Raw genomic sequence first — 20117 nt, 5'->3', positions numbered from 1 at the left:
GTACTTTTAAAAACGCTGTGGAGGACCGGGCGCCAGGGTTGCCCGAAATCACTCCAGAGTTGCTCGCCCCGATCAGTGCGTGTGCTCCGTTTCTAAAAAGTCCTTGAGGGGACTATATCCAGCGGGTGGTAGTGCTTGATCCCTCTAAAGTGTGATTTGCAGCCGCCAACCACTCTGGAACAGTCCTTTCGCCAGTCCGACACACGTCGGCAGGGCAAGGATGGCTGATTTTTTCGATTTCACAAGCCAAGCGCTTGCTTGGTGGGTCTGGCGCGCCGGTTTCGGCGCGCCAGCAGACACTCAAAGTGTCGAAAGGAAGGTGCTGTTGTTGGCCTGCCACTCGGTAATGTCGAGGCGAATGCGCTTCTTGTCGAGCTTGCCGACGCTGGTCTTGGGAATTTCGGTAACAAGGGCGATCTGACTGGGGATCGCCCACTTGCTCAAGTGTCCCAGCTCGACGAACGGCTTGAGGTGTTCCTTCAGTTCCCGTGCACCGATCACCTGCCCTTCGCGGACCACCAGCAAGGCAAACGGGCGCTCGCCCCACTGCGGATCGGCGATGCCCACCACTGCTACTTCGCGTACCGCCGCATGCCGGCTGATGAGGTCTTCGAGGTCAAGGGAGGAGATCCACTCGCCGCCGGTCTTGATCACGTCCTTGATGCGATCACGAATATCAATCACGCCCATGCTGTCGAGCGTGGCGACGTCGCCGGTGTGCAACCAGCCACCGGCCCAGAGCTCGGCGCCCTTCTGCGGTTCATTGAAATAGCCTTCGGTCAGCCACGGCGCGCGCAGCACCAGTTCGCCCTGGGTTTCACCGTCGGCGGGAAGGAAATTGCCGTCGCCGTCGACAATCGCCGCTTCGACCAACGGCCCCGGCACGCCAGCCTTGATCCGGTAAGTGGTGCGCTCGTCTTCGCTGCCGGCCATCAGTTCGTCGTTGAGGTGCGCGCAAGACACCAGCGGCCCGGTTTCCGACATGCCGTATGCGGCTGTCAGCTGAATGCCACGGGCCTTGGCGTTTTCATAGAGGCTGCGATTGAGCGCGCTGCCGCCGATGACGATTTTCCAGCCGCCAAAGTCGGCACCCTGCGCGGCCTTGGCGTTGAGCAGCATCTGCAGGATGGTCGGCACGCAATGGGAAAAGGTGACCTTCTCCTTGCGCCACAACTCCACCAGATACTCCGGATCGTAACGCCCCGGGTAGACCTGCTTGAGCCCGAGCATGGTCGCCACGTACGGCAAACCCCAGGCGTGAACGTGGAACATCGGCGTGATCGGCATGTACACATCGTTGGTGCCGAGCAGCCGTACGCTGTCGATCGAACCCATGATCGTCGCCACGCCGATGGTGTGCAGCACCAGTTGCCGATGGGTGAAATACACGCCTTTGGGATTGCCCGTGGTGCCGGTGGTGTAGAACGTGGTGGCGACCGAGTTTTCGTCGAAGTCCTGGAAATTGTATTGCGCACTCGCAGCGGCCAGCAGTTGCTCGTATTCGCCGACGAGGTTCCGCAGCTCTGCGGTTTTCTCCGGCAGATCGGTCAGCAGCAGGGTTTTCCCCACCGTGGTCAGCTGCGGCGCGATGGCCTGATACAGCCCGACGAACTCGCTGTTGACCAGCACGAAGCGGTCCTCGGCATGGTTCATGGTGTAGAGGATCTGCTCGGGCGACAGACGCACGTTGATGGTGTGGATCACCGCGCCGATCATCGGAATGGCGAACATGCATTCCAGATAACGGTGGCTGTCCCAGTCCATCACCGCCACGGTGTCACCGGCCTTGACCCCGGCAGCCGTCAGCACGTTGGCCAGCCGCGCAACCCGCTCGATCAGGGTCGGATAGCTGTAGCGCAACTGGTCGCGGTAGATGATTTCGCGGGTTTTCTCGTAACGGGCGCCGGACATCAGCAGCCGTTTGATCAGCAATGGATACTGGTAGGCCCCATCGGCCGGCGGAATGACCCGAGTCTGCAACATAAGAATCCCTTTTCTGACTGCACGGTGTTGGCGGAGAGATTCGTACTCTAGTGCGCCTGCCTGACAGTCAAATCAGCCAAAGGAATGATTTGCAGAGCCGTACAAATGCTAGCTTTGCGCCAGCACCCCAGGTATCGGGAAATTGGATATGGCCCCTGTAGGAGCTGCCGAAGGCTGCGATCTTTTGATTTGCTTATGAAAAGACAAGATCAAAAGATCGCAGCCTCGTTGCACTCGTCAGCTCCTGCAAGAGAACAATGCGGCCCGGTCAGTGCATCTCGGTAAAAGCGATTTTCACGCCGAGAGCGATCAGCACCGCGCCCATGGTGCGGTCGAACCAGTGGCCCATGCGGGCGAAGCCGGCGCGCACGCGGTGTTGGCTGAACAGCATCGCCACCAGACAGAACCAGATCGCCGTCGCCACCGCCAGGTAAACGCCGTAACCGGCCTGCACGGCCAGCGGCGTGTGCGGATTGATCACCACGGTGAACAGCGAGAGAAAAAACAGCGTGGCTTTCGGGTTCAGGCCGTTGGTGACGAAGCCCGAGGTAAACGCGCCCCGCGCGGTGCGTACGCCGGTTTCCCGGTGCAAGTCATCGGTGACGGTTTTCGCCGGTTGTGCGCGCAAGGCCTTGAAGCCGATGTACAGCAGGTAAGCCGCCGCCGCCCACTTCAGCGCGTTGAACAGCACGATCGACTGCGACACGATCAGACCGATGCCGAGCAACGAATAGCCGACATGCAGGAAAATCGCCGAGCCCACGCCCAGCGCGGTCCAGGTACCGGCGCGGCGACCATGGGTCACGCTCTCGCGCACGACCACGGCAAAATCCGGGCCGGGGCTGGCCACGGCAAGCAAGTGGATCAGGGCAACGGTCAAGAACTCGGTCCAGTACATGGGGGCTCCTCAGGATTCGAATGTTCACACTGGACTCATTGTCGAATGCTTTCCCTGTGGGAGCGAGCCTGCTCGCGAAAGCGCTGGGTAAGCCAACAGAGATATTGACTGGGCCAGAGCTTTCGCGAGCAGGCTCGCTCCCACAAGAGTTCAAGGCATCTCGGTGTCGAGTAACCAATTGTTTCATCTGGTAGGCTCGGCAGAGTACGCCCTCCGCTCACAGCACAAAAGGTACAGTTGATGACGAACACGCGCCGCGCGGTATTCCTTGATCACCCTTCGCTGGATCTCGGCGATCTGGACCTCGGTCCGTTGCGCGAATGCTTCAGCGACTTGCAGCTGTTCGCCCAGACGTTGCCGGAACAGGTCAGCGAACGCCTGCAAGGCGCCGGAGTGGCGATCACCAACAAAGTTGTGATCGACGCTGCTGCCATGGCCGCCAACCCGCAACTGAAACTGATCCTGATCAGCGCCACCGGCACCAACAATGTCGACCTCACTGCCGCCCGCGCCCACGGCATCACCGTGTGCAATTGCCAGGCTTACGGCACGCCGTCGGTGGCGCAACACACGATCATGCTGTTGCTCAACCTCGCCACGCGCCTGGCCGACTATCAGAAAGCTGTGAGCGCAGGCCGCTGGCAGCAGGCGAAACAGTTCTGCCTGCTCGACTACCCGATCGTCGAACTGCAAGGCAAAACCCTCGGCCTGCTCGGCCATGGCGAGCTCGGTGGCGCCGTGGCGCGATTGGCCGAAGCGTTCGGCATGCGTGTGTTGCTCGGACAGATTCCCGGGCGCCCGGCTCGGCCGGATCGCTTGCCGCTGGAAGAACTGCTGCCGCAGATCGACGCGCTCACCCTGCACTGCCCGCTCAACGAGCACACCCGGCATTTCATCGGTGCCCGCGAACTGGCCTCGATGAAGCCTGGCGCATTTGTGGTCAATACCGCCCGTGGCGGCTTGATCGACGAGCAAGCGCTGGCCGACGCTTTGCGCAGCGGTCACCTCGGCGGTGCGGCGACCGATGTGTTGAGTGTCGAGCCACCGACCCAGGGCAATCCGCTGCTCGCCGCCGATATCCCGCGCCTGATCGTCACCCCGCACAACGCCTGGGGCAGCCGCGAGGCACGCCAGCGTATCGTCGGGCAACTGAGCGAAAACGCCCAGGCGTTCTTCAGCGGTGAGGCGCTGCGGGTCGTCAGTTGATAAACTGCGGCACTTTTTTCAAGGAGCAGTTATGGATCCGCGCAGTGAAGTACTGCTTCGTCAGGCCGAGTTATTCCAGGGTTCGCTGCTGTTGGCCGGCCTGCCCGCCGATGATTTGCTCGGACGCCTGCCCAATGCATTCGGCTGGTGCTGGCACGCTGGCGATCAAGCCGCACTGGACGCGCGTTTCGAGGGCCGCAGCCAGTTCGGCGTGAACGTGCCCGAGCGTGAGTTCGACAGCGCTGTGGTGTTTCTGCCCAAATCCAAGGACCTGACCGATTACATCCTCAACGCCGTGGCGTCGCGTCTGGCCGGGCGTGAGGTGTTTCTGGTCGGGGAAAAACGCAGCGGCATCGAAGGCGCATCCAAACAGCTCAATCCGTTCGGCAAGCCACGCAAACTCGACAGCGCCCGGCACTGCCAACTCTGGCAAGTCACCGTGGCCAATGCGCCTGAAGCGAAATCCCTGGAAAGTCTTGCGCAGACCTACGAACTGCCCCTGGCCGAAGGGCCGTTGAAAGTCATCAGTTTGCCGGGCGTGTTCAGCCACGGTCGACTGGATCGCGGCAGCGCCCTGCTGCTGGAGCATCTGGACAAACTGCCGAGCGGCCATCTGCTCGATTTCGGTTGCGGCGCCGGCGTGCTCGGGGCTGCGGTGAAACGTCGCTATCCGCACAATCAGGTGACGTTGCTGGATGTCGACGCGTTCGCCGCCGCCAGCAGCCGTCTGACCCTGGCCGCCAACGGCCTGGAGGCGGAAGTGCTGACCGGCGACGGCATCGATGCCGCGCCGATGGGTTTGAGCGCGATTCTGAGCAATCCGCCGTTCCATGTCGGCGTGCACACCGATTATTTCGCTACGGAGAACCTGCTGCGAAAAGCGGCAAAACATCTGAAAAACGGCGGCGAACTGCGCCTTGTGGCGAACAGCTTTCTCAAGTATCAGCCGTTGATCGAGGAGCACCTGGGCGTGTGTGCGATCAAGGCTGAAGGCAATGGTTTCCGGATTTACCGGGCCAAGCGCGGTTGAAAATTTGTTCTTGCCCAATCGGATTTGCCTAGGCAGAATCCGCTCCGTCCTAGGGGAGTAGTCTCCCACGAGCGCCAAGCTCGTCCGGCATACGTCAACATACTTGATCCTCAGATCATGGCGTATGCGACCCAAGCGTCCGCACCAGACGGATCGCAGGGTTTGACAAGACCTATGACACGCACACCTTACCCGGGGCGGGAAGGCTGTACGTGTCATAGCCGTGTCGACCCGCCCCTTAGGAAATCCCTGATGCTGGACTCGTTACTCGTTCCCACCGCAATCGTTGCCTTGGCCGAAATCGGCGACAAGACGCAACTGCTCGCGCTGATTCTCGCCGCTCGCTTCCGCAAACCCTGGCCGATCATCGCCGGGATTGTCGCCGCGACCCTGGCCAACCACGCAGCAGCCGGTGCGGTAGGTGCCTGGTTCGGCAGTTTCTTCTCCGACGCCGTTCTGCACTGGATCCTCGCCGCCAGCTTCGCCGCCACGGCGCTGTGGACGCTGGTCCCGGACAAGATGGATGACGACGAGGCCAGCACGGCGCGCAAGTTCGGGCCGTTCCTGACCACACTGATCGCATTCTTCCTGGCGGAAATCGGCGATAAGACCCAGATCGCCACGGTGATGCTCGCCGCGCAATATCCGGAACTGTGGCTGGTGATCATCGGCACCACCGTGGGCATGCTGATTGCCAACGTGCCGGTGGTACTGGCGGGTAATTTTGCCGCAGAGAAACTGCCGCTGACCCTGATCCGCCGCCTCGCGGCTTCGGCGTTCATGATTCTGGCGATTGTTGCGGTTTATAAAGCGATGCAGAGCAGCGGCTGGGTTTAACCCCGTCTACTGAACTACCCAAAACCTGTGGTGAGGGGATTTGAAGGATCGTTCCCACGCTCTGCGTGGGAATGCCTCAAGGGACGCTCCGCGTTCCAATGGGACGCAGAGCGTCCCGGGCTGCATTCCCACGCAGAGCGTGGGAACGATCATTGGCTCAGGACTTCGGGGCTTTTTCGTACAACGGCATTACTTTCGGAATCGCTGCCTGCAACGCAGCAATGCGGCTGCTGGATGCCGGGTGAGTGCTCATGAATTCCGGTGGCGCTTCTTCGGAAGCCTTGCTCATCTTGTCCCACAGGGTGATCGCCGCGTTCGGGTTGTAACCGGCGCGGGCGGCCAGTTCCAGGCCGATCAGGTCGGCTTCGTTTTCGTTGGCGCGACTGTTGGGCAAGGTCATGCCGTAGTTGGCTACGGTGTCGGCCAGCGCCAGGCTGTCCTGACCCAGACCGAACAAAGCGCCGGCGCCCTGCTTGGCCATTTCCATGCCATAGGCTTTGGACATCGCCTCACGGCCGTGCTCGCGCAGGGCGTGGGCGATTTCATGGCCCATGACCGCAGCGATTTCATCGTCGGTGAGTTTCAGGCTGTCGATCAGCCCGGTGTAGAAAATGATCTTGCCGCCGGGACCGCAGTTGGCGTTGAGCTCATCGCTCTTGATCAGATTGACTTCCCATTGCCACTGCGCCGCGTCCGGGCGGAAGGTTGGCGCCTGGGCGATCAAGCGGTTGGCGATGGTCTGCACGCGTTTGGCTTCCGGGCTGGTCTTGTCCAGCACACCTTTGCTCGACGCCTCGCCGACGGTCTTCTGATACGACTGCGCGTACATCTGGTCGACCTCTTGCGAGGACAGCATGCTGAACATGTACTGCTTGCGCTCCACACCCACGGCACCGCCGCTGGTGGTGTTGACCGACTGACAACCGGCCAGCAACAGCGCTGCGCTCAAAGCACTTACCACTAATGTCTTGTTCATTCAAAAGCTCCCTGAAAACCTGAGGCGTATCCTAGGCGGCTAATTGTATTGGCGCCAGATACAACGGACGCATTGCGCGTACATTCAGCTATGGCCGCAAGACTGGCTGGAAATTCCTCAACGCGCATTGAATCCGCCGCGCACCGATCCATCAGCGACATCGCGCGGCGATTCCGACCAACGTCTCTCATGGCACCGCACACCCCGCCGATAAATCCCTCGCAGAATGTCCTCTTGCGTGCGGAGCTCCCATGAAGTTCAAGTCGATCCAGTTTTCCGTCGCCGCTCTGGCCGGCGCCATCGTTCTCAGCGTGGTCGCGGCGCTGGTGCTGTACGCGCTGTTTTCCGGCGCCCGCACTCAAGAAATGGTGCAACAGCGCACCCAGGCGCAGTTCGAGCAAGTCATCGAACAGCGCCTGACCTCGCTGGCGCAGACCCAGGTCAGCCAGATCCAGCGCGAACTCGAAGCGCCGCTGCTGATTGCCGGCGGCCTGGTGCGCGTCAACGCCCTGCTCGGTACAACCGGCGCCGACGGTCAGCCGCGCCTGAGCGTCAGCCGCGAGCAACTGATCAGCCTGATCAAGGAAAACGTAGAAAAGAACCCGAAGGTTCTCGGCACCTACATCGGCTGGGAAAAAAACGCACTGGACCACAATGACGCGGCCTACATCGGCAGCGCCGTGGTCGGTATCGATCCGGCCACCGGGCGCTTTTTGCCGTGGTGGTTCCGCAATACCGACGGCAGTCTGGGCGTGGACAAACTGGCCGATGTCGACGATCAGAAAACCTTGTCCACCGGGGTGCGCGCCAGCGAGTACTACCTGTGCTCGAAAGAGACGAAGAAAGCCTGCGTGATCGACCCGGCACCGTACAAGGTCGGCGACAAGATCGTCATGCTTGCCTCGTTCATTGAACCGATCATGGTCAACGGGGCGTTCCAGGGCATCGTCGGCGCCGACCTCTCGGTGAACTTCATTCAGGACATGCTCCTTGCCGCCAACCAGAAACTCTACAGCGGTGCCGGTGAAATGGCCCTGGTCGGCGGCAACGGGCGGATCGTTGCCTACACCAAGGACTCGAGCAAATTCGGTGAAAAAGTCAGCGACATTCTCGACGCCGAACAAACCAGCAATCTGGCCAGTCTCAAGCGCGACGAGGTCACCTACTCGATGAATCAGGCCAAGGGCCGCATCGAACTGTACCTGCCGTTCGGCATCGGCCAGACCGACGCACGCTGGACGCTGATGCTGCAATTGCCGCTCAACGCCGTCATGGCCGATCTGCAAACCCTGCAGGCCGACCTTGATGCCCAGCGCAAGTCCGACACCTTCGGCATGGCCATGGTCGGCCTGATCATCGCCGGCATCGGCCTGCTGGTGATCTGGCTGGTGGGTCACGGCATCGCGCGGCCACTCAAGCAAATGGTCGCCATGCTTGATGACATCGCTCAGGGCGAAGGCGATCTGACCCGGCGCTTGAGCAGCGACCGCAGCGATGAACTGGGCTCGATTGCCAAAGGCTTCAACACCTTCCTCGGCAAGTTGCAGGCGATGATCACCCAGGTGGTGACCTCGGTGCAGAGCGTCAGCGATTCCTCGGAACACACCGCCGACATCGCCATCCGCACCAACATCGGCGTGCAGAAACAAATGGCCGAAATCGATCAAGTGGCGACAGCGGTGCAGGAAATGACCGCCACCGCCCAGGATGTGGCGCGCAACGCCACCCAGGCCGCACAAGCGGCAAGCCACGCCGATCAGGCCGCCAGCCAGGGCATGCAGATCGTGCGCGACACCTCGAATTCGATTGGCGTACTGGCGGTGGAAATCGGCAAGGCTGTCGAGGTGGTGCAGACGCTGGCCAAGGACAGCGAAAACATCAACGCCATTCTCACTGCCATTCGCGGCATCGCTGAACAGACCAATCTGCTGGCACTGAACGCGGCGATCGAAGCCGCGCGAGCCGGTGAGCAGGGTCGCGGTTTTGCCGTGGTCGCCGACGAGGTGCGCAATCTGGCGCAGAAAACCCAGAAGGCCACCGAAGAAATCCAGAGCATGATCCAGCAGTTGCAACAGGGCACCCGCGATGTGGTGCGCGTCATGGAAGACAGCCAGAACCGCACCGACGAAAGCGTGCAGCACGCGGCGAAAGCGGCCGAAGCGCTGGAGACGATCACCCAGGCCGTGTCGGTGATCAACGACATGAACACGCAGATCGCCAGTGCGGCAGAAGAGCAAAGCGCAGTGGCCGACGACATCAACCGCAATGTGATCAACATCGGTCAGGTGGCGAATGAAGTGGCCGGCGGTGCGGATGAATCGAGTTCGGCGAGCGCCGGGTTGACCAAACTGGCGGAGCAGCAGCGGCGGTTGATCAATCAATTCAAGGTCTGAAAGATCAAGAGCCCCTCACCCTAGCCCTCTCCCGGAGGGGAGAGGGGACCGACCGCGATGTCTTGCGCTATACATCGACCTGAAAAAAACGGTCGATTATGGATTCACAACAGATCGTTCAGGTCGGTGTACCTCTGAAGCATCCCCCATTCGGCTCCCTCTCCCTCCGGGAGAGGGCTGGGGTGAGGGGCTTTTGATCCACGCAAATCAAGCCGGGGTCAAACACTCCGGCCCATTCAACTTCGGATCATTCACCAGATTCGCCAACACCCGCTCACGCAGCGCCGCCGGTTCACTGGCGAGCAAACCCTGCAACACATGAAGCGGCGTTTCGGGATCAAGCCAGGCAGCCTGCCCCGCTTCATCGAGAATCAACGGTCGCCGCTGACTCGCCGCCGATTGAGTGATCACTGCCGTGCTCAGCCAGACCTGTTCTTGCACCGGATACGCTTCCCAGATCGCGGCGAAAAACAACGACGAGCCCTCCCCCGGCGTCAACCAGTACGGTCGCTTGCGCTGGGTGCCGCGCCATTCGTAAAAGCCGTTGGCCGGCAGCAGGCAACGCCGCAGACGCAGCGCCTCACGAAACATCGGCTGCTCGGCCACGGTTTCGGCGCGAGCATGGGCCGGGGTCTTCGACAGATCGGTCAGCCACGGCGGTGTCAGGCCCCAGCGCGCACGGGCCAACGTGCGCTGGCCGTCTTCGTCGGCACGCAGCATCAACACCGAATCATTGGGGGAAATGTTCCACTGCGCCTGTTGATCGGCGGGAAAACCTGGCAGGGCCGCAAAGTCGCGGTTCCAGCGAAACAGGGCATAACGTCCACACATGGGGCAACATAACTCTGAATAAAACCAGCGCCAGCCTAACAGACCAGCGTCCCGGGGAAGCTCTCCGGTTCGTCGCCGTGTAGCGGCAGCGCGGCATTGTACAAGTTGATCAGCTCGCGGGCGTATTCGGCCTGATCGTTATCCACCGACAGCCCGAGCAGGCCGAAGATCGGCAGTTCACCCGTACCGCCCACCAGATCACAGCCGATCAGGTGCGCCTCGATTCCTTCGTTGGCGAGCATGCCCTTGAGCATCTCCCCTTCCATCAGGTTCGCCGGTTCGTAGATGCGCTGCATACGCGGCCCTCACTCGTTTTCGCTGAAGACTTCCAGATGCCACTCGTCCTCATGGACTTGCAGGACAAAGGTGATCGGACGACAGCACACCTGGCAATCCTCGATATACGTTTGATCGCCGCCGGACAAATCCAGCGTGGTCTCGACTTCCTCACCGCAATACGGACATTCATACCGTGCATCTTCCAGCATCGCGGTCTCCCAAGTGACTTGTGCGTATAATCGCCGGTCTATTTGCAGGGCTATTTTTGTCTGGCTACTTTTCAGACCGTGCCCTGCGGGTTTTCGATCAAACCCTTTACTTACCCTAGCCGTTTCCAACAAGAGAGCATGATGGGCGAATTCGATGCCATCCGACCTTACGACGACAGCGAAGTACCTGCGGTACTGGCAAGGCTGCTCGGCGACAAGGCGTTTCTAGATATCCTCACCCACTTCCGCTTCCCGCGTTTTGCCGGTGCCTTCGGCTGGATGCTCAAACCTCTTATAGCCCATCGGCTGCGTCGTGAGTTTGCCGACGTGAATTCCGTGGCTACCTTACAGGACAAAGTCGAGTTCTACGTCGACCACACCATCGAGCGCGCCACCGACGGCGTGACCTATACCGGTGTCGAGCAGTTCAAGTCCGGCAGCGCCTACCTGTTCATCGCCAACCACCGGGATATCGTCATGGACCCGGCCTTCGTCAACTACGCGGTGTACCACGCCGGCCTGCCGACGCCGCGCATCGCGATTGGCGACAACCTGCTGCAAAAGCCGTTTGTCAGCGACCTGATGCGCTTGAACAAGAGCTTTATCGTCCACCGCTCGATCACCGGCCGCCGCGAGAAGATGGCTGCTTATCAGTTGCTGTCGGCGTACATCAACCACTCGATCCGCAACGACTGCGCGTCGATCTGGATTGCTCAGGCTGAAGGTCGGGCGAAGGACGGCGACGACCGCACCGAGTCGGCGATCCTCAAGATGTTCCACATGAGCCGCAAGGACGAGCCGTTCGGCGAAGTGATCCGCTCGCTCAACGTGACGCCGGTGTCGATCAGCTATGAGTACGACCCCTGCGACCAGGCCAAGGCCCGCGAACTCTACATCCGCGCCACCACCGGCACCTACGCCAAGGCGCCGGGCGAGGATGACGTGAGCATCGCGAAGGGCATCACCGGTTACAAGGGCCGGGTGCACGTGAACTTTGCCGCGCCGATCACTGAGGTGTTCGAGGACACCAAGCAATTGGCGATCGAGATGGACAAGCAGATTCTCGGCGGCTACCGGCTGTTCCCGGTGCATTACCTGGCGTACGCGCAGTGGGCGGATGCCGATCCGCAACTGAATGTGCCGACGGCGGCCGAGGTGTTCCCGGCTGACGAACTGGCCAAGGCGCAGGATGAATGGCAAAGCCGACTGGATGCGTGCCCCGCTGAGCATCGTCCATATCTGGTGCTGCAATATGCGACGCCGGTGCGTAATCAATACCGGGTCAAGGCTGGACTGCCGCTGTAGGCAACGGCTGTGGCGAGGGGATTTATCCCCGTTGGAGTGCGCAGCGCTCCCAAGTTTTTACCTGAGAAAAACGGGGCCTGCTACGCAGTCCAGCGGGGATAAATCCCCTCGCCACAGGGTTTGCTTTTGCTTTCAGAAGCGCGTGCTGATCCAGGAGACGATCAAAGCAAGCCCCAGGCAAGCAAATCCGAAGCGATAGAAAAACCGGTTCATGCGCAACGTCGCCCAATCGAGCATCGGCTCGGCATTGGGCTGCGCCTGGCGCTGTGCCGCCAGACTGGCCTGGGCGCGTTGCTCGCGGCGGCGGGTCGCGTGCAGCAGCCAGCTGCCGGGAAAGGCCAGCAGCAAGGCCAGCAGGTTGATCAACTTGGCGGGATGGGCGGTAAACAGCGTCATCAAGTGCAGCGACATCACAGACCTCGAACTTAACCGGTGTGGCAGACGCCAGACCGACGACCGCGGCGCGGATTCTACCCAAACCCTGACGCCCTGCCCCAGCCTTTGCGACAAATAACCTGACAATCGACCGATGGCTGTCCTGTGTCATGGCATCGTCACGTGGATGCTTCACCCTGCGCGCCTCGAAACCCGAATGGAATGCGACATGCTGCACGCGGAAAACCAGGATCGCCTGTACCTCATCACTCCTTACGACGACCAGCAAAGCCTGATCGGCAGCCTTGCCTTCAACGTGCAGGATCGGCACTGGCTGGTGTATTGCGCGCTGGGCGGGCATCAGCATGCGGACCTGCCCGAGACAGATTTGTTGACTGGCGTGAGCGTGCTTGATTTCTATTCTCAGGCTGCCTGAACGTCAAAAGACCCTCACCCTAGCCCTCTCCCAGAGGGGGAGGGGACTGACCGAGGTGTTTGCGGTAGATACGCCGACTTGAGATACCGCGCCGAATTCAGGTTTTGAAGCACACGCGATCGGCTCCCTCTCCCTCGGGAGAGGGCTGGGGTGAGGGGAATCGATTTCCCATACGACACAAATCTCAGATCCACAAAAAAGCCCGGAACCATCACTGGCCCCGGGCTTTTTCATATTCGCCGCAAGCTTACTCAGCGAGCACCTGACCCACGGTCGGGTCCTTGAACAGACGCGTCAGTGCGTCACTCAATACATCGCTGACCAGTTTGGTATTGGTCTCCTGATTCGGCGCCATGCCGAAGCGCTGGTCCAGCGACGCACCGTAACGGCCGCTGTAACGGCGGTTGGCGTTCTGCACGTCGGAGCGGAAGGTCGCGCCGATGGTGGCTTCGGTCACGTACATGCCTTCTTTCGGCGACTGGTATTTCAGCTCGGCCAGGGTCACGGTCAGCTGCGGCGCGTTAGGTGCGCTGGTGGTCGGGGTGAAGCCGAGCAAACGTACGGCGGCTTCGGCCTGGGCCTGCAGCTTCGGCAGGATCTGCTCGCGCTGCACGGTGATGGCGCTGGTTTCCGGGTACAGACCGCCACGGGTGCCGAGGGTTGGCGACGGACGACCGTCGACCACACGCACGATGACAGGCTGGCCGCGACCGACCGCTGGCAGTTGCGTGGTCAGCTTCGGCTCCGGATTCAGTTGTTGCGGGCTGTGGGCGCAGCCGGCGAGGGTCAAACCGGCGACAGTGATCAAACCGAACAACAGGCGTTGCAACATGCTCTTCTCTCCAGAATCAGGCACAAACAGGCCGGCAGTATAGCGGTGGGCCACTGCGCGTAACCAGCGTCGCACAGTGAATACTGAAATGTCTGACAAACCCCGCTGAAAGCGGTTCCTGTCACACATTCTTCACCGTCCATACACCGCGACGTCACGGCCCACCGGCAAGCTTCACAGCAGTCCTCCTTCAAGGAACTCTGCCATGCGTTATCTGATCTCGCTGTTCGCCCCACGCCCGCTGCATCGCAGCTTTGCCCTGCTCGACCGCAACGGTCATTGCCAGGCCTTCAAGCAGTGCAGCCTGCAACCGATGGGCGACGGCTGGGTGGAAATCGAAGAAATCCGCCTGACCTGGCTGAACCAGCCGCTGCCCGCCAGCGCCCGGGTCGTACCGCGACAAATGCGCGCACGGGGTCAGGTGCAGTTGAGCATCTGACCGGATGCCTAATAAAAGTCATTAAACACGAGCAACTGCGCGCATTTCTTCGCTACAATCTCCCCCCGATTATAAGGACGTCTCCTGATCGGGCCCCGCAACAGCGTCAATGCGCATGCATCGACATCAAAATCGCCCACAGAGAGCCGCCCACACAGATCGAGTGAAGTTGGCGCGCTTGCCTGTTCTTCCGGCAAAAACCCGCTTTTCGCGAATCTGCAGAGCTGTCATTCGCTCGGCCACCGCGTTGTTTTGCCCTAGCGGGCAGGTGCCAGGCCAAGGCAGCCCTTTTTGAGGTTCACGTCTTCAAAAGAGCGTGAAAAAAACGGGTTTTCACAACTTCACAAGAGTGTGGCGAGCAAATGAATAGTTTTGCGTCTGAACATGCACCATTAGCGTCTGAAACAGCCCAACGACACAGGACCGGGTATACCTCGAACATCGGAGCCTGAAGCCTGTCCGCTACGGATTTGGTTGCACGAAAACGGATGACTCGACCATAAGTCGAATTGCCAGCCCTGCGCGAAAATGCGTTCATGGAACGCTTGAAACCAGGCCGCACGCATCCGTCGAAGTTGCGAAAAATTGCGAAGATTCGGACATGGCCCACCTGACCACGGATAGCCCGGGCCCACTGACCTGCCCTGGAACGCCTGGCAGCCATGCCGACAATTTGGTGCTGCAGATTTGGGAGACGCGTTAAATGGCGCATAACGAAGCAGTCGACGTAGTTCTGGTAGGGGCCGGCATCATGAGTGCCACCCTGGCCGTACTGCTCAAAGAGCTCGACCCCGCGATCAAGCTGGAAGTCGTCGAGCTGATGGATTCCGGCGCCGCCGAGAGTTCCAATCCGTGGAACAACGCCGGTACCGGTCACGCCGGCCTGTGCGAGCTGAACTACACGCCGCAGGCCGCCGATGGCAGCGTCGACATCAAGAAAGCCGTGCACATCAACACCCAGTTCGAGGTGTCGAAGCAGTTCTGGTCGTACCTGACCAAAAAAGGCACGTTCGGCTCGTGCAAATCCTTCATCAGCCCGGTTCCGCACCTGAGTTTCGTTCAGGGCGAGAGCGGTGTGTCGTTCCTCAAGGAGCGCTTCAATGTCCTGAGCAAGCACCACGCGTTTGCCGACATGGAATACACCGAAGACAAGGGCAAGATGGCCGAGTGGATGCCGCTGATGATGCCGGGCCGCTCGCCGGACGAAGTCCTCGCCGCCACCCGTGTGATGAACGGCACCGACGTCAACTTCGGCGCCCTGACCAATCAGTTGCTCAAGCACCTGAGCAGCGCCCCGGACACTCAGGTCAAATACTGCAAGCGCGTGACCGGCCTCAAGCGTAACGGCGCCGGCTGGACCGTCAGCATCAAGGACGTCAACAACGGCAACACCCGCGAAGTCGACGCAAAGTTTGTCTTCCTCGGTGCCGGTGGCGCGGCCCTGCCGTTGCTGCAGGCTTCGGGCATCGAAGAAAGCAAAGGCTTCGGCGGCTTCCCGATCAGTGGCCAGTGGCTGCGTTGCGATAACCCGGAAGTGGTCAAGCACCACCAGGCCAAGGTTTACAGCCAGGCGGCCGTGGGTTCGCCACCGATGTCGGTGCCGCACCTCGACACTCGCGTCGTCGACGGCAAGAAATCCCTGCTGTTCGGGCCATACGCCGGTTTCACCACCAAGTTCCTCAAGCATGGCTCCTTCATGGACCTGCCGATGTCGGTGCGCGCCGGCAACATCGGGCCGATGCTGGCGGTGGCGAAAAACAACATGGACCTGACCAAGTACCTGGTCAGCGAAGTGATGCAATCGATGGAACAGCGCCTGGAATCGCTGCGGCGTTTCTACCCGCAGGCGAAAGCCGAAGACTGGCGCCTGGAAGTGGCCGGGCAACGGGTGCAGATCATCAAGAAGGACCCGAAAAAGGGCGGCATCCTGCAGTTCGGTACCGAACTGGTCGCGGCGAAGGACGGCTCCCTCGCCGCCCTGCTCGGCGCTTCGCCAGGCGCGTCGGTGACCGTTTCGATCATGCTCGAACTGATCGAGAAGTGCTTCCCGGCCAAGGCGTCAGGCGAGTGGGCAAGCAAACTCGCGGAAATCTTCCCGGCCCGTGAAAAGGTTCTGGAAACCGATGCTGCGCTGTATCGCAAGATCAACACGCAGAACAACATCGCCCTGGAACTGGTTGAAGAAAGCAGCGAGACGCCAAGCTTCGCTTGATCTTGCGGCATGAAAAAACGCCCCGATCGGGGCGTTTTTTATGGCCTTGAAAAGCAAAAGATCGCAGCCTTCGGCAGCTCCTACAGGGTGTAAATCAATCCCGTGTAGGAGCAGCCGAAGGCTGCGATCTTTTGATCTTAAGAGCGGGACTTTTCGATCAGCTCGATGTAGTCCGGGGCGTTGCGCTGATCGGCGATCAGGTCAACAAAGGTCTTGCCCTGCTCATCCTTGCCATCAACGTCATAACCCGCCGCAACGAAGAAGCCCAGAAAGCGCTCGAAATCATCGATGCGCAAACCGCGATAGGCCTTGATCAGTTTGTGCAGCGACGGCGAAGTGGCGTCGACCGGCTCAAAATCGAGGAACAGCTTGATCTGCTCATCGCCGATCTCGTCACCAATCACTTGTTTCTTATCTTTACGCATTGCCGACTCCAGCTCGCAGACATGACACGGGGCGGGCAGTTTACCCTTGCCCGGCCGCCCGGCTCAACGCGGACGAATCGCCCCGGTATGAAGATCGGCCCAGATATGGCCATTGGCATAACTGAGGAACTGCACATACACCGTGTCGTTGCGCAGCAGATCCATCACCACGCGGTATTGAGCGAGCGGATAGAACAGCGTCAGGGTTTTGCTTTTATCGTCATATGCCGGTTTCTTCAGGCTTTTGCTTTCGCCGTCGAAACTCACCAGCACCTGGTTGATGTTCGCACCTTTGTTCAGAGACTTGCCCTTGAGGCGGATCAACAAGGACGAGGTGACCGGAATCGGCTGCTGATTGGACTGGCGCTGCGCACCGACCACCACCGAATATTCGCTGACCTGCAGCAGTTGCTGCTGCTCGGGTTCAGCGTCGCGCAGGGTCAGATCGTCCGGCGGCAGGAACTGGCTGTGCATCGGCGCGGCGGACAGCGGCAGGCTGAGAGACAGCAACAGGGCGGCGAGACTGCGGATCAAGAGGCTCATGACAGGCTCCGGAAGGCGGGGCCGAGCACTCTAGCATGGCTGTCGCGCAAGGATCAGCACACACAAAAACAACTGTGGGAGCGAGCCTGCCCGCGAAAGCGTCGTGTCAGTCAACATCAATGTCACTGACACATCGCATTCGCGAGCAGGCTCGCTCCCACAGGGGGCAATGCAGGTTCTTACATGCCTTTAACGGCGTAAATCCCGTTGGCGTTGCGCCAGTAGCCTTTGTAGTCCATGCCATAACCGAAGATGTAGCGGTCGATGCACGGCAGGCCGACGAAATCGGCTTTCAGGTCAGGGCGTGCCTTGCGGTCGTGGTCCTTGTCGATCAGCACGGCGGTGTGCACTTTGCGTGCGCCGGCGTGTTTGCAGAAGTCGATGATCGCGCCCAGAGTATGACCTTCATCGAGGATGTCGTCGATGATCAGCACGTCGCGGTCGATGAACGAGACTTCCGGCTTGGCTTTCCAGAACAGGTCGCCGCCGCTGGTTTCGTTGCGATAACGGGTCGCGTGCAGGTAGGACGCTTCCAGCGGGAATTGCAGATGCGTCAGCAGTTTGCCGGAGAAGATCAGGCCGCCGTTCATCACGCAGAACACCACCGGATTGCTGTCAGCCAGTTGTTCGTTGATTTGTGCACCGACGCGGGCGATGGCCGCCTCGACTTCAGATTCGGTGTACAGGCAGTCAGCCTCTCGCATGATTTGACGGATATGCTCGAGATCAGCGGACATGGCGCTCTCCAAGGGGTTGGCGGAATTGGAAAAGCGGGCAAAGGTACGCATCCCGCGAGGTCGAATCAAGCTCTTATGGACTAACGTACAGAATGTCCTATAGGACATCACCCTCGGATAGATTAATCTAGGCCGGTTTTTTTGCCCGCCGCCGGAGCCTTTCCCATGCCCATCCTCGAGATCCGCCATCCGCTGATCCGTCATAAACTCGGCCTGATGCGCCGCGCTGACATCAGCACCAAGAATTTCCGCGAGCTCGCTCAGGAAGTCGGCGCCCTGTTGACCTATGAAGCTACAAAAGATCTGCCGCTCGAATCCTACGACATTGCCGGCTGGTGCGGCACCGTGTCGGTGGAGAAGATCGCCGGCAAGAAGATCACCGTCGTGCCGATCCTGCGTGCCGGTATCGGCATGCTCGAAGGCGTGCTCAGCCTGATCCCGGGCGCCAAGGTCTCCGCTGTGGGCGTTGCCCGCAACGAAGAGACCCTGCAAGCGCACACCTATTTGGAAAAACTGGTACCGGAAATCGACGAGCGCCTGGCGATGATCATCGACCCGATGCTCGCCACCGGCAGCTCCATGGTTGCCACCATCGACCTGCTGAAAAAGGCCGGTTGCCGCGACATCCGCGCCATGGTCCTGGTGGCCGCGCCGGAAGGCATTGCTGCGGTCGAACAGGCGCACCCGGACGTGACCATCTACACCGCGTCCATCGATGAACGCTTGAACGAGCACGGCTACATCATTCCTGGGCTTGGCGACGCCGGTGACAAGATCTTCGGCACCAAGCAGAAGGACGCGTGACCATGCAGCAAGAGTTCAACGATCCGCTCTGGCGCACGGTGCTGTCCGGCGCGCAGATGCTGTTCGTGGCCTTCGGCGCCTTGGTGCTGATGCCGCTGATCACCGGCCTGGACCCGAACGTGGCACTGTTCACCGCGGGTCTGGGGACGATCCTGTTCCAGATCGTCACCGGGCGACAGGTGCCGGTGTTCCTCGCGTCGAGCTTCGCCTTCATCACGCCGATCATTCTCGCCAAGGGCCAGTTCGGCCTCGCCGCGACCATGGGCGGGGTGATGGCAGCCGGTTTCGTCTACACCTTCCTCGGCCTCGCCGTGAAGATCAAAGGCACCGGCTTCATTGACCGTCTGCTGCCACCGGTGGTGATTGGTCCGGTAATCATTTCCATCGGCCTGGCCATGGCGCCGATTGCCGCGAACATGGCGATGGGCAAGGCCGGCGACGGCACCGAGCTGATTCACTATCAGACGGCGATGATGATTTCCATGCCGGCGCTGCTGACCACGTTGATCGTGGCGGTGTTCGGCAAAGGCATCTTCCGTCTGGTGCCGATCATTTCCGGCGTGCTGGTGGGTTTTGCCATGTCGTTCTATTTCGGCGTGGTCGATACGGCGAAAATTGCTGCAGCGCCATGGTTCGCTCTGCCGCACTTCACCGCGCCCGAGTTCAATTGGCAGGCGATTCTGTTCATTGTTCCGGTAGCGCTGGCCCCGGCGATCGAACACATCGGCGGCGTGATTGCCGTCGGTAGCGTGACCGGCCGCGATTACCTGAAGAAGCCAGGCCTGCATCGCACCCTGCTCGGTGACGGCATCGCCACCACGGCCGCCGGCCTGTTCGGTGGCCCGCCCAACACCACTTACGCCGAAGTGACCGGCGCGGTGATGCTGACCAAGAACTACAACCCGAAAATCATGACCTGGGCGGCGATCTTCGCCATCACCCTGGCGTTCATCGGCAAGTTCGGCGCGCTGCTGCAAAGCATTCCGGTGCCGGTAATGGGCGGGATTCTGTGCTTGCTGTTCGGTTCGATCGCGGCAGTGGGCATGAACACCCTGATCCGCCACAAGATCGACCTGGGCGAAGCGCGCAACCTGGTGATTGTTTCGGTGACGCTGGTGTTCGGTATCGGCGGCGTGCTGGTTGGCACCGGCACCGGTCCTGATGACTTCGGCCTCAAAGGCATCGCGCTGTGCGCGGTGGTGGCGATTGCGCTGAACCTGATCCTGCCGGGCAATGATGGCTGGAAGCAGAAGAAGGCGGATGAGCCGCTGATCTAAGGCTTTCAGATCTTCATCGCCTGACAGATAGCATTCGCGAGCAGGCTCGCTTCCACAGGTTGGAATGTATTTCCCCTGTGGGAGCGAGCC

General features: G+C 60.5%; 21 protein-coding genes, 1 pseudogene and 1 riboswitch. Of the genes and pseudogenes, 11 read left to right on the top strand and 11 right to left on the bottom strand.

Annotated elements, in window-relative coordinates:
* Window positions 1-300: 300 nt before the first annotated feature.
* A complete protein-coding gene (locus AB4N48_RS02555; RefSeq protein ID WP_460094739.1) occupies window positions 301-1983 on the bottom strand; it encodes a fatty acid--CoA ligase in 1683 nt (560 codons plus the stop codon).
* Between the two features lie 268 nt (window positions 1984-2251).
* Window positions 2252-2881: a LysE family translocator gene (locus AB4N48_RS02550; RefSeq protein ID WP_056790244.1), complete on the bottom strand. Its 630-nt coding sequence runs from the start codon at window positions 2879-2881 to the stop codon at window positions 2252-2254.
* Between the two features lie 240 nt (window positions 2882-3121).
* Between AB4N48_RS02550 and AB4N48_RS02545 the strand changes: the two genes are divergently transcribed.
* From AB4N48_RS02545 to AB4N48_RS02535, 3 genes are all read left to right on the top strand, one after another.
* Window positions 3122-4087, top strand: coding sequence for a 2-hydroxyacid dehydrogenase (locus tag AB4N48_RS02545; protein ID WP_423522907.1), 966 nt, complete (start codon window positions 3122-3124; stop codon window positions 4085-4087).
* 31 nt (window positions 4088-4118) lie between these two features.
* On the top strand, window positions 4119-5117 hold the full coding sequence (locus AB4N48_RS02540) for a class I SAM-dependent methyltransferase (protein ID WP_056790248.1): 999 nt from the start codon (window positions 4119-4121) through the stop codon (window positions 5115-5117).
* A gap of 39 nt (window positions 5118-5156) precedes the next feature.
* Window positions 5157-5281: riboswitch (yybP-ykoY riboswitch) on the top strand.
* An 88-nt stretch (window positions 5282-5369) separates the two neighbouring features.
* Window positions 5370-5954 (top strand): TMEM165/GDT1 family protein, encoded by a 585-nt coding sequence (locus AB4N48_RS02535; RefSeq protein ID WP_016773243.1) that lies wholly within the window; start codon window positions 5370-5372, stop codon window positions 5952-5954.
* A gap of 157 nt (window positions 5955-6111) precedes the next feature.
* On the opposite strand, the gene AB4N48_RS02530 is transcribed toward AB4N48_RS02535, so the two are convergent.
* Window positions 6112-6930: a M48 family metallopeptidase gene (locus tag AB4N48_RS02530; RefSeq protein ID WP_305381521.1), complete on the bottom strand. Its 819-nt coding sequence runs from the start codon at window positions 6928-6930 to the stop codon at window positions 6112-6114.
* Window positions 6931-7181: 251 nt separating this feature from the next.
* On the opposite strand from AB4N48_RS02530, the pseudogene AB4N48_RS02525 reads away from it, so the two are divergent.
* Both AB4N48_RS02525 and AB4N48_RS02520 read left to right on the top strand, forming a co-directional pair.
* A pseudogene (locus AB4N48_RS02525) lies at window positions 7182-8420 on the top strand (cache domain-containing protein); the annotation flags it as partial.
* Between the two features lie 60 nt (window positions 8421-8480).
* On the top strand, window positions 8481-9323 hold the full coding sequence (locus tag AB4N48_RS02520; protein ID WP_370593580.1) for a methyl-accepting chemotaxis protein: 843 nt from the start codon (window positions 8481-8483) through the stop codon (window positions 9321-9323).
* Window positions 9324-9530: 207 nt separating this feature from the next.
* On the opposite strand, the gene AB4N48_RS02515 is transcribed toward AB4N48_RS02520, so the two are convergent.
* From AB4N48_RS02515 to AB4N48_RS02505, 3 genes are read right to left on the bottom strand one after another with little or no spacing between them, the layout of a single operon-like run.
* Window positions 9531-10154, bottom strand: a complete 624-nt coding sequence (locus tag AB4N48_RS02515; protein ID WP_039761324.1) for an SOS response-associated peptidase — start codon at window positions 10152-10154, stop codon at window positions 9531-9533.
* A 35-nt stretch (window positions 10155-10189) separates the two neighbouring features.
* Entirely contained in the window at window positions 10190-10450 is a 261-nt protein-coding gene (locus AB4N48_RS02510; RefSeq protein WP_041479982.1) for a putative signal transducing protein, read from the bottom strand.
* 9 nt (window positions 10451-10459) lie between these two features.
* Entirely contained in the window at window positions 10460-10642 is a 183-nt protein-coding gene (locus AB4N48_RS02505; RefSeq protein WP_041479983.1) for a CPXCG motif-containing cysteine-rich protein, read from the bottom strand.
* Window positions 10643-10780: 138 nt separating this feature from the next.
* Here AB4N48_RS02505 and AB4N48_RS02500 point away from each other — a divergent pair, with 138 nt between their 5' ends.
* Complete coding sequence (locus tag AB4N48_RS02500; RefSeq protein WP_041479984.1) at window positions 10781-11947, top strand: 1-acyl-sn-glycerol-3-phosphate acyltransferase; 1167 nt, start codon at window positions 10781-10783, stop codon at window positions 11945-11947.
* Window positions 11948-12079: 132 nt separating this feature from the next.
* Here AB4N48_RS02500 and AB4N48_RS02495 read toward each other — a convergent pair whose 3' ends face one another.
* Complete coding sequence (locus tag AB4N48_RS02495) at window positions 12080-12358, bottom strand: hypothetical protein (protein WP_016770663.1); 279 nt, start codon at window positions 12356-12358, stop codon at window positions 12080-12082.
* Window positions 12359-12551: 193 nt separating this feature from the next.
* Here AB4N48_RS02495 and AB4N48_RS02490 point away from each other — a divergent pair, with 193 nt between their 5' ends.
* A complete protein-coding gene (locus AB4N48_RS02490) occupies window positions 12552-12758 on the top strand; it encodes a hypothetical protein (RefSeq protein ID WP_095181665.1) in 207 nt (68 codons plus the stop codon).
* Window positions 12759-13005: 247 nt separating this feature from the next.
* Here AB4N48_RS02490 and AB4N48_RS02485 read toward each other — a convergent pair whose 3' ends face one another.
* Complete coding sequence (locus AB4N48_RS02485; RefSeq protein WP_039761315.1) at window positions 13006-13590, bottom strand: YajG family lipoprotein; 585 nt, start codon at window positions 13588-13590, stop codon at window positions 13006-13008.
* A gap of 205 nt (window positions 13591-13795) precedes the next feature.
* On the opposite strand from AB4N48_RS02485, the gene AB4N48_RS02480 reads away from it, so the two are divergent.
* Window positions 13796-14029: a hypothetical protein gene (locus AB4N48_RS02480; RefSeq protein ID WP_039761314.1), complete on the top strand. Its 234-nt coding sequence runs from the start codon at window positions 13796-13798 to the stop codon at window positions 14027-14029.
* 703 nt (window positions 14030-14732) lie between these two features.
* The gene (gene mqo, locus AB4N48_RS02475; RefSeq protein ID WP_024014277.1) at window positions 14733-16241 is read left to right on the top strand and encodes a malate dehydrogenase (quinone); all 1509 of its coding nucleotides are present in this window, start codon (window positions 14733-14735) and stop codon (window positions 16239-16241) included.
* Between the two features lie 137 nt (window positions 16242-16378).
* Here mqo and AB4N48_RS02470 read toward each other — a convergent pair whose 3' ends face one another.
* From AB4N48_RS02470 to AB4N48_RS02460, 3 genes are all read right to left on the bottom strand, one after another.
* Window positions 16379-16666, bottom strand: coding sequence for a PA4642 family protein (locus AB4N48_RS02470; protein ID WP_041479985.1), 288 nt, complete (start codon window positions 16664-16666; stop codon window positions 16379-16381).
* A gap of 63 nt (window positions 16667-16729) precedes the next feature.
* Window positions 16730-17209 carry a hypothetical protein gene (locus AB4N48_RS02465; RefSeq protein ID WP_315435722.1) on the bottom strand — a complete coding sequence of 160 codons (480 nt, stop codon included), beginning with the start codon at window positions 17207-17209 and terminating at the stop codon, window positions 16730-16732.
* Window positions 17210-17388: 179 nt separating this feature from the next.
* Window positions 17389-17946, bottom strand: coding sequence for a hypoxanthine-guanine phosphoribosyltransferase (locus tag AB4N48_RS02460; protein WP_016773231.1), 558 nt, complete (start codon window positions 17944-17946; stop codon window positions 17389-17391).
* Window positions 17947-18111: 165 nt separating this feature from the next.
* Between AB4N48_RS02460 and upp the strand changes: the two genes are divergently transcribed.
* Window positions 18112-18750, top strand: coding sequence for a uracil phosphoribosyltransferase (gene upp / locus AB4N48_RS02455; protein WP_024014279.1), 639 nt, complete (start codon window positions 18112-18114; stop codon window positions 18748-18750).
* Between the two features lie 2 nt (window positions 18751-18752).
* Window positions 18753-20027 carry a uracil-xanthine permease family protein gene (locus AB4N48_RS02450; RefSeq protein ID WP_016773229.1) on the top strand — a complete coding sequence of 425 codons (1275 nt, stop codon included), beginning with the start codon at window positions 18753-18755 and terminating at the stop codon, window positions 20025-20027.
* The last annotated feature ends 90 nt before the right edge of the window (window positions 20028-20117 follow it).

The sequence above is a fragment of the Pseudomonas sp. S2_C11 genome (genome assembly GCF_054668395.1).
Note: the sequence above shows the minus strand (reverse complement) of the source record. Positions and strands in the feature narration are given on the sequence as shown.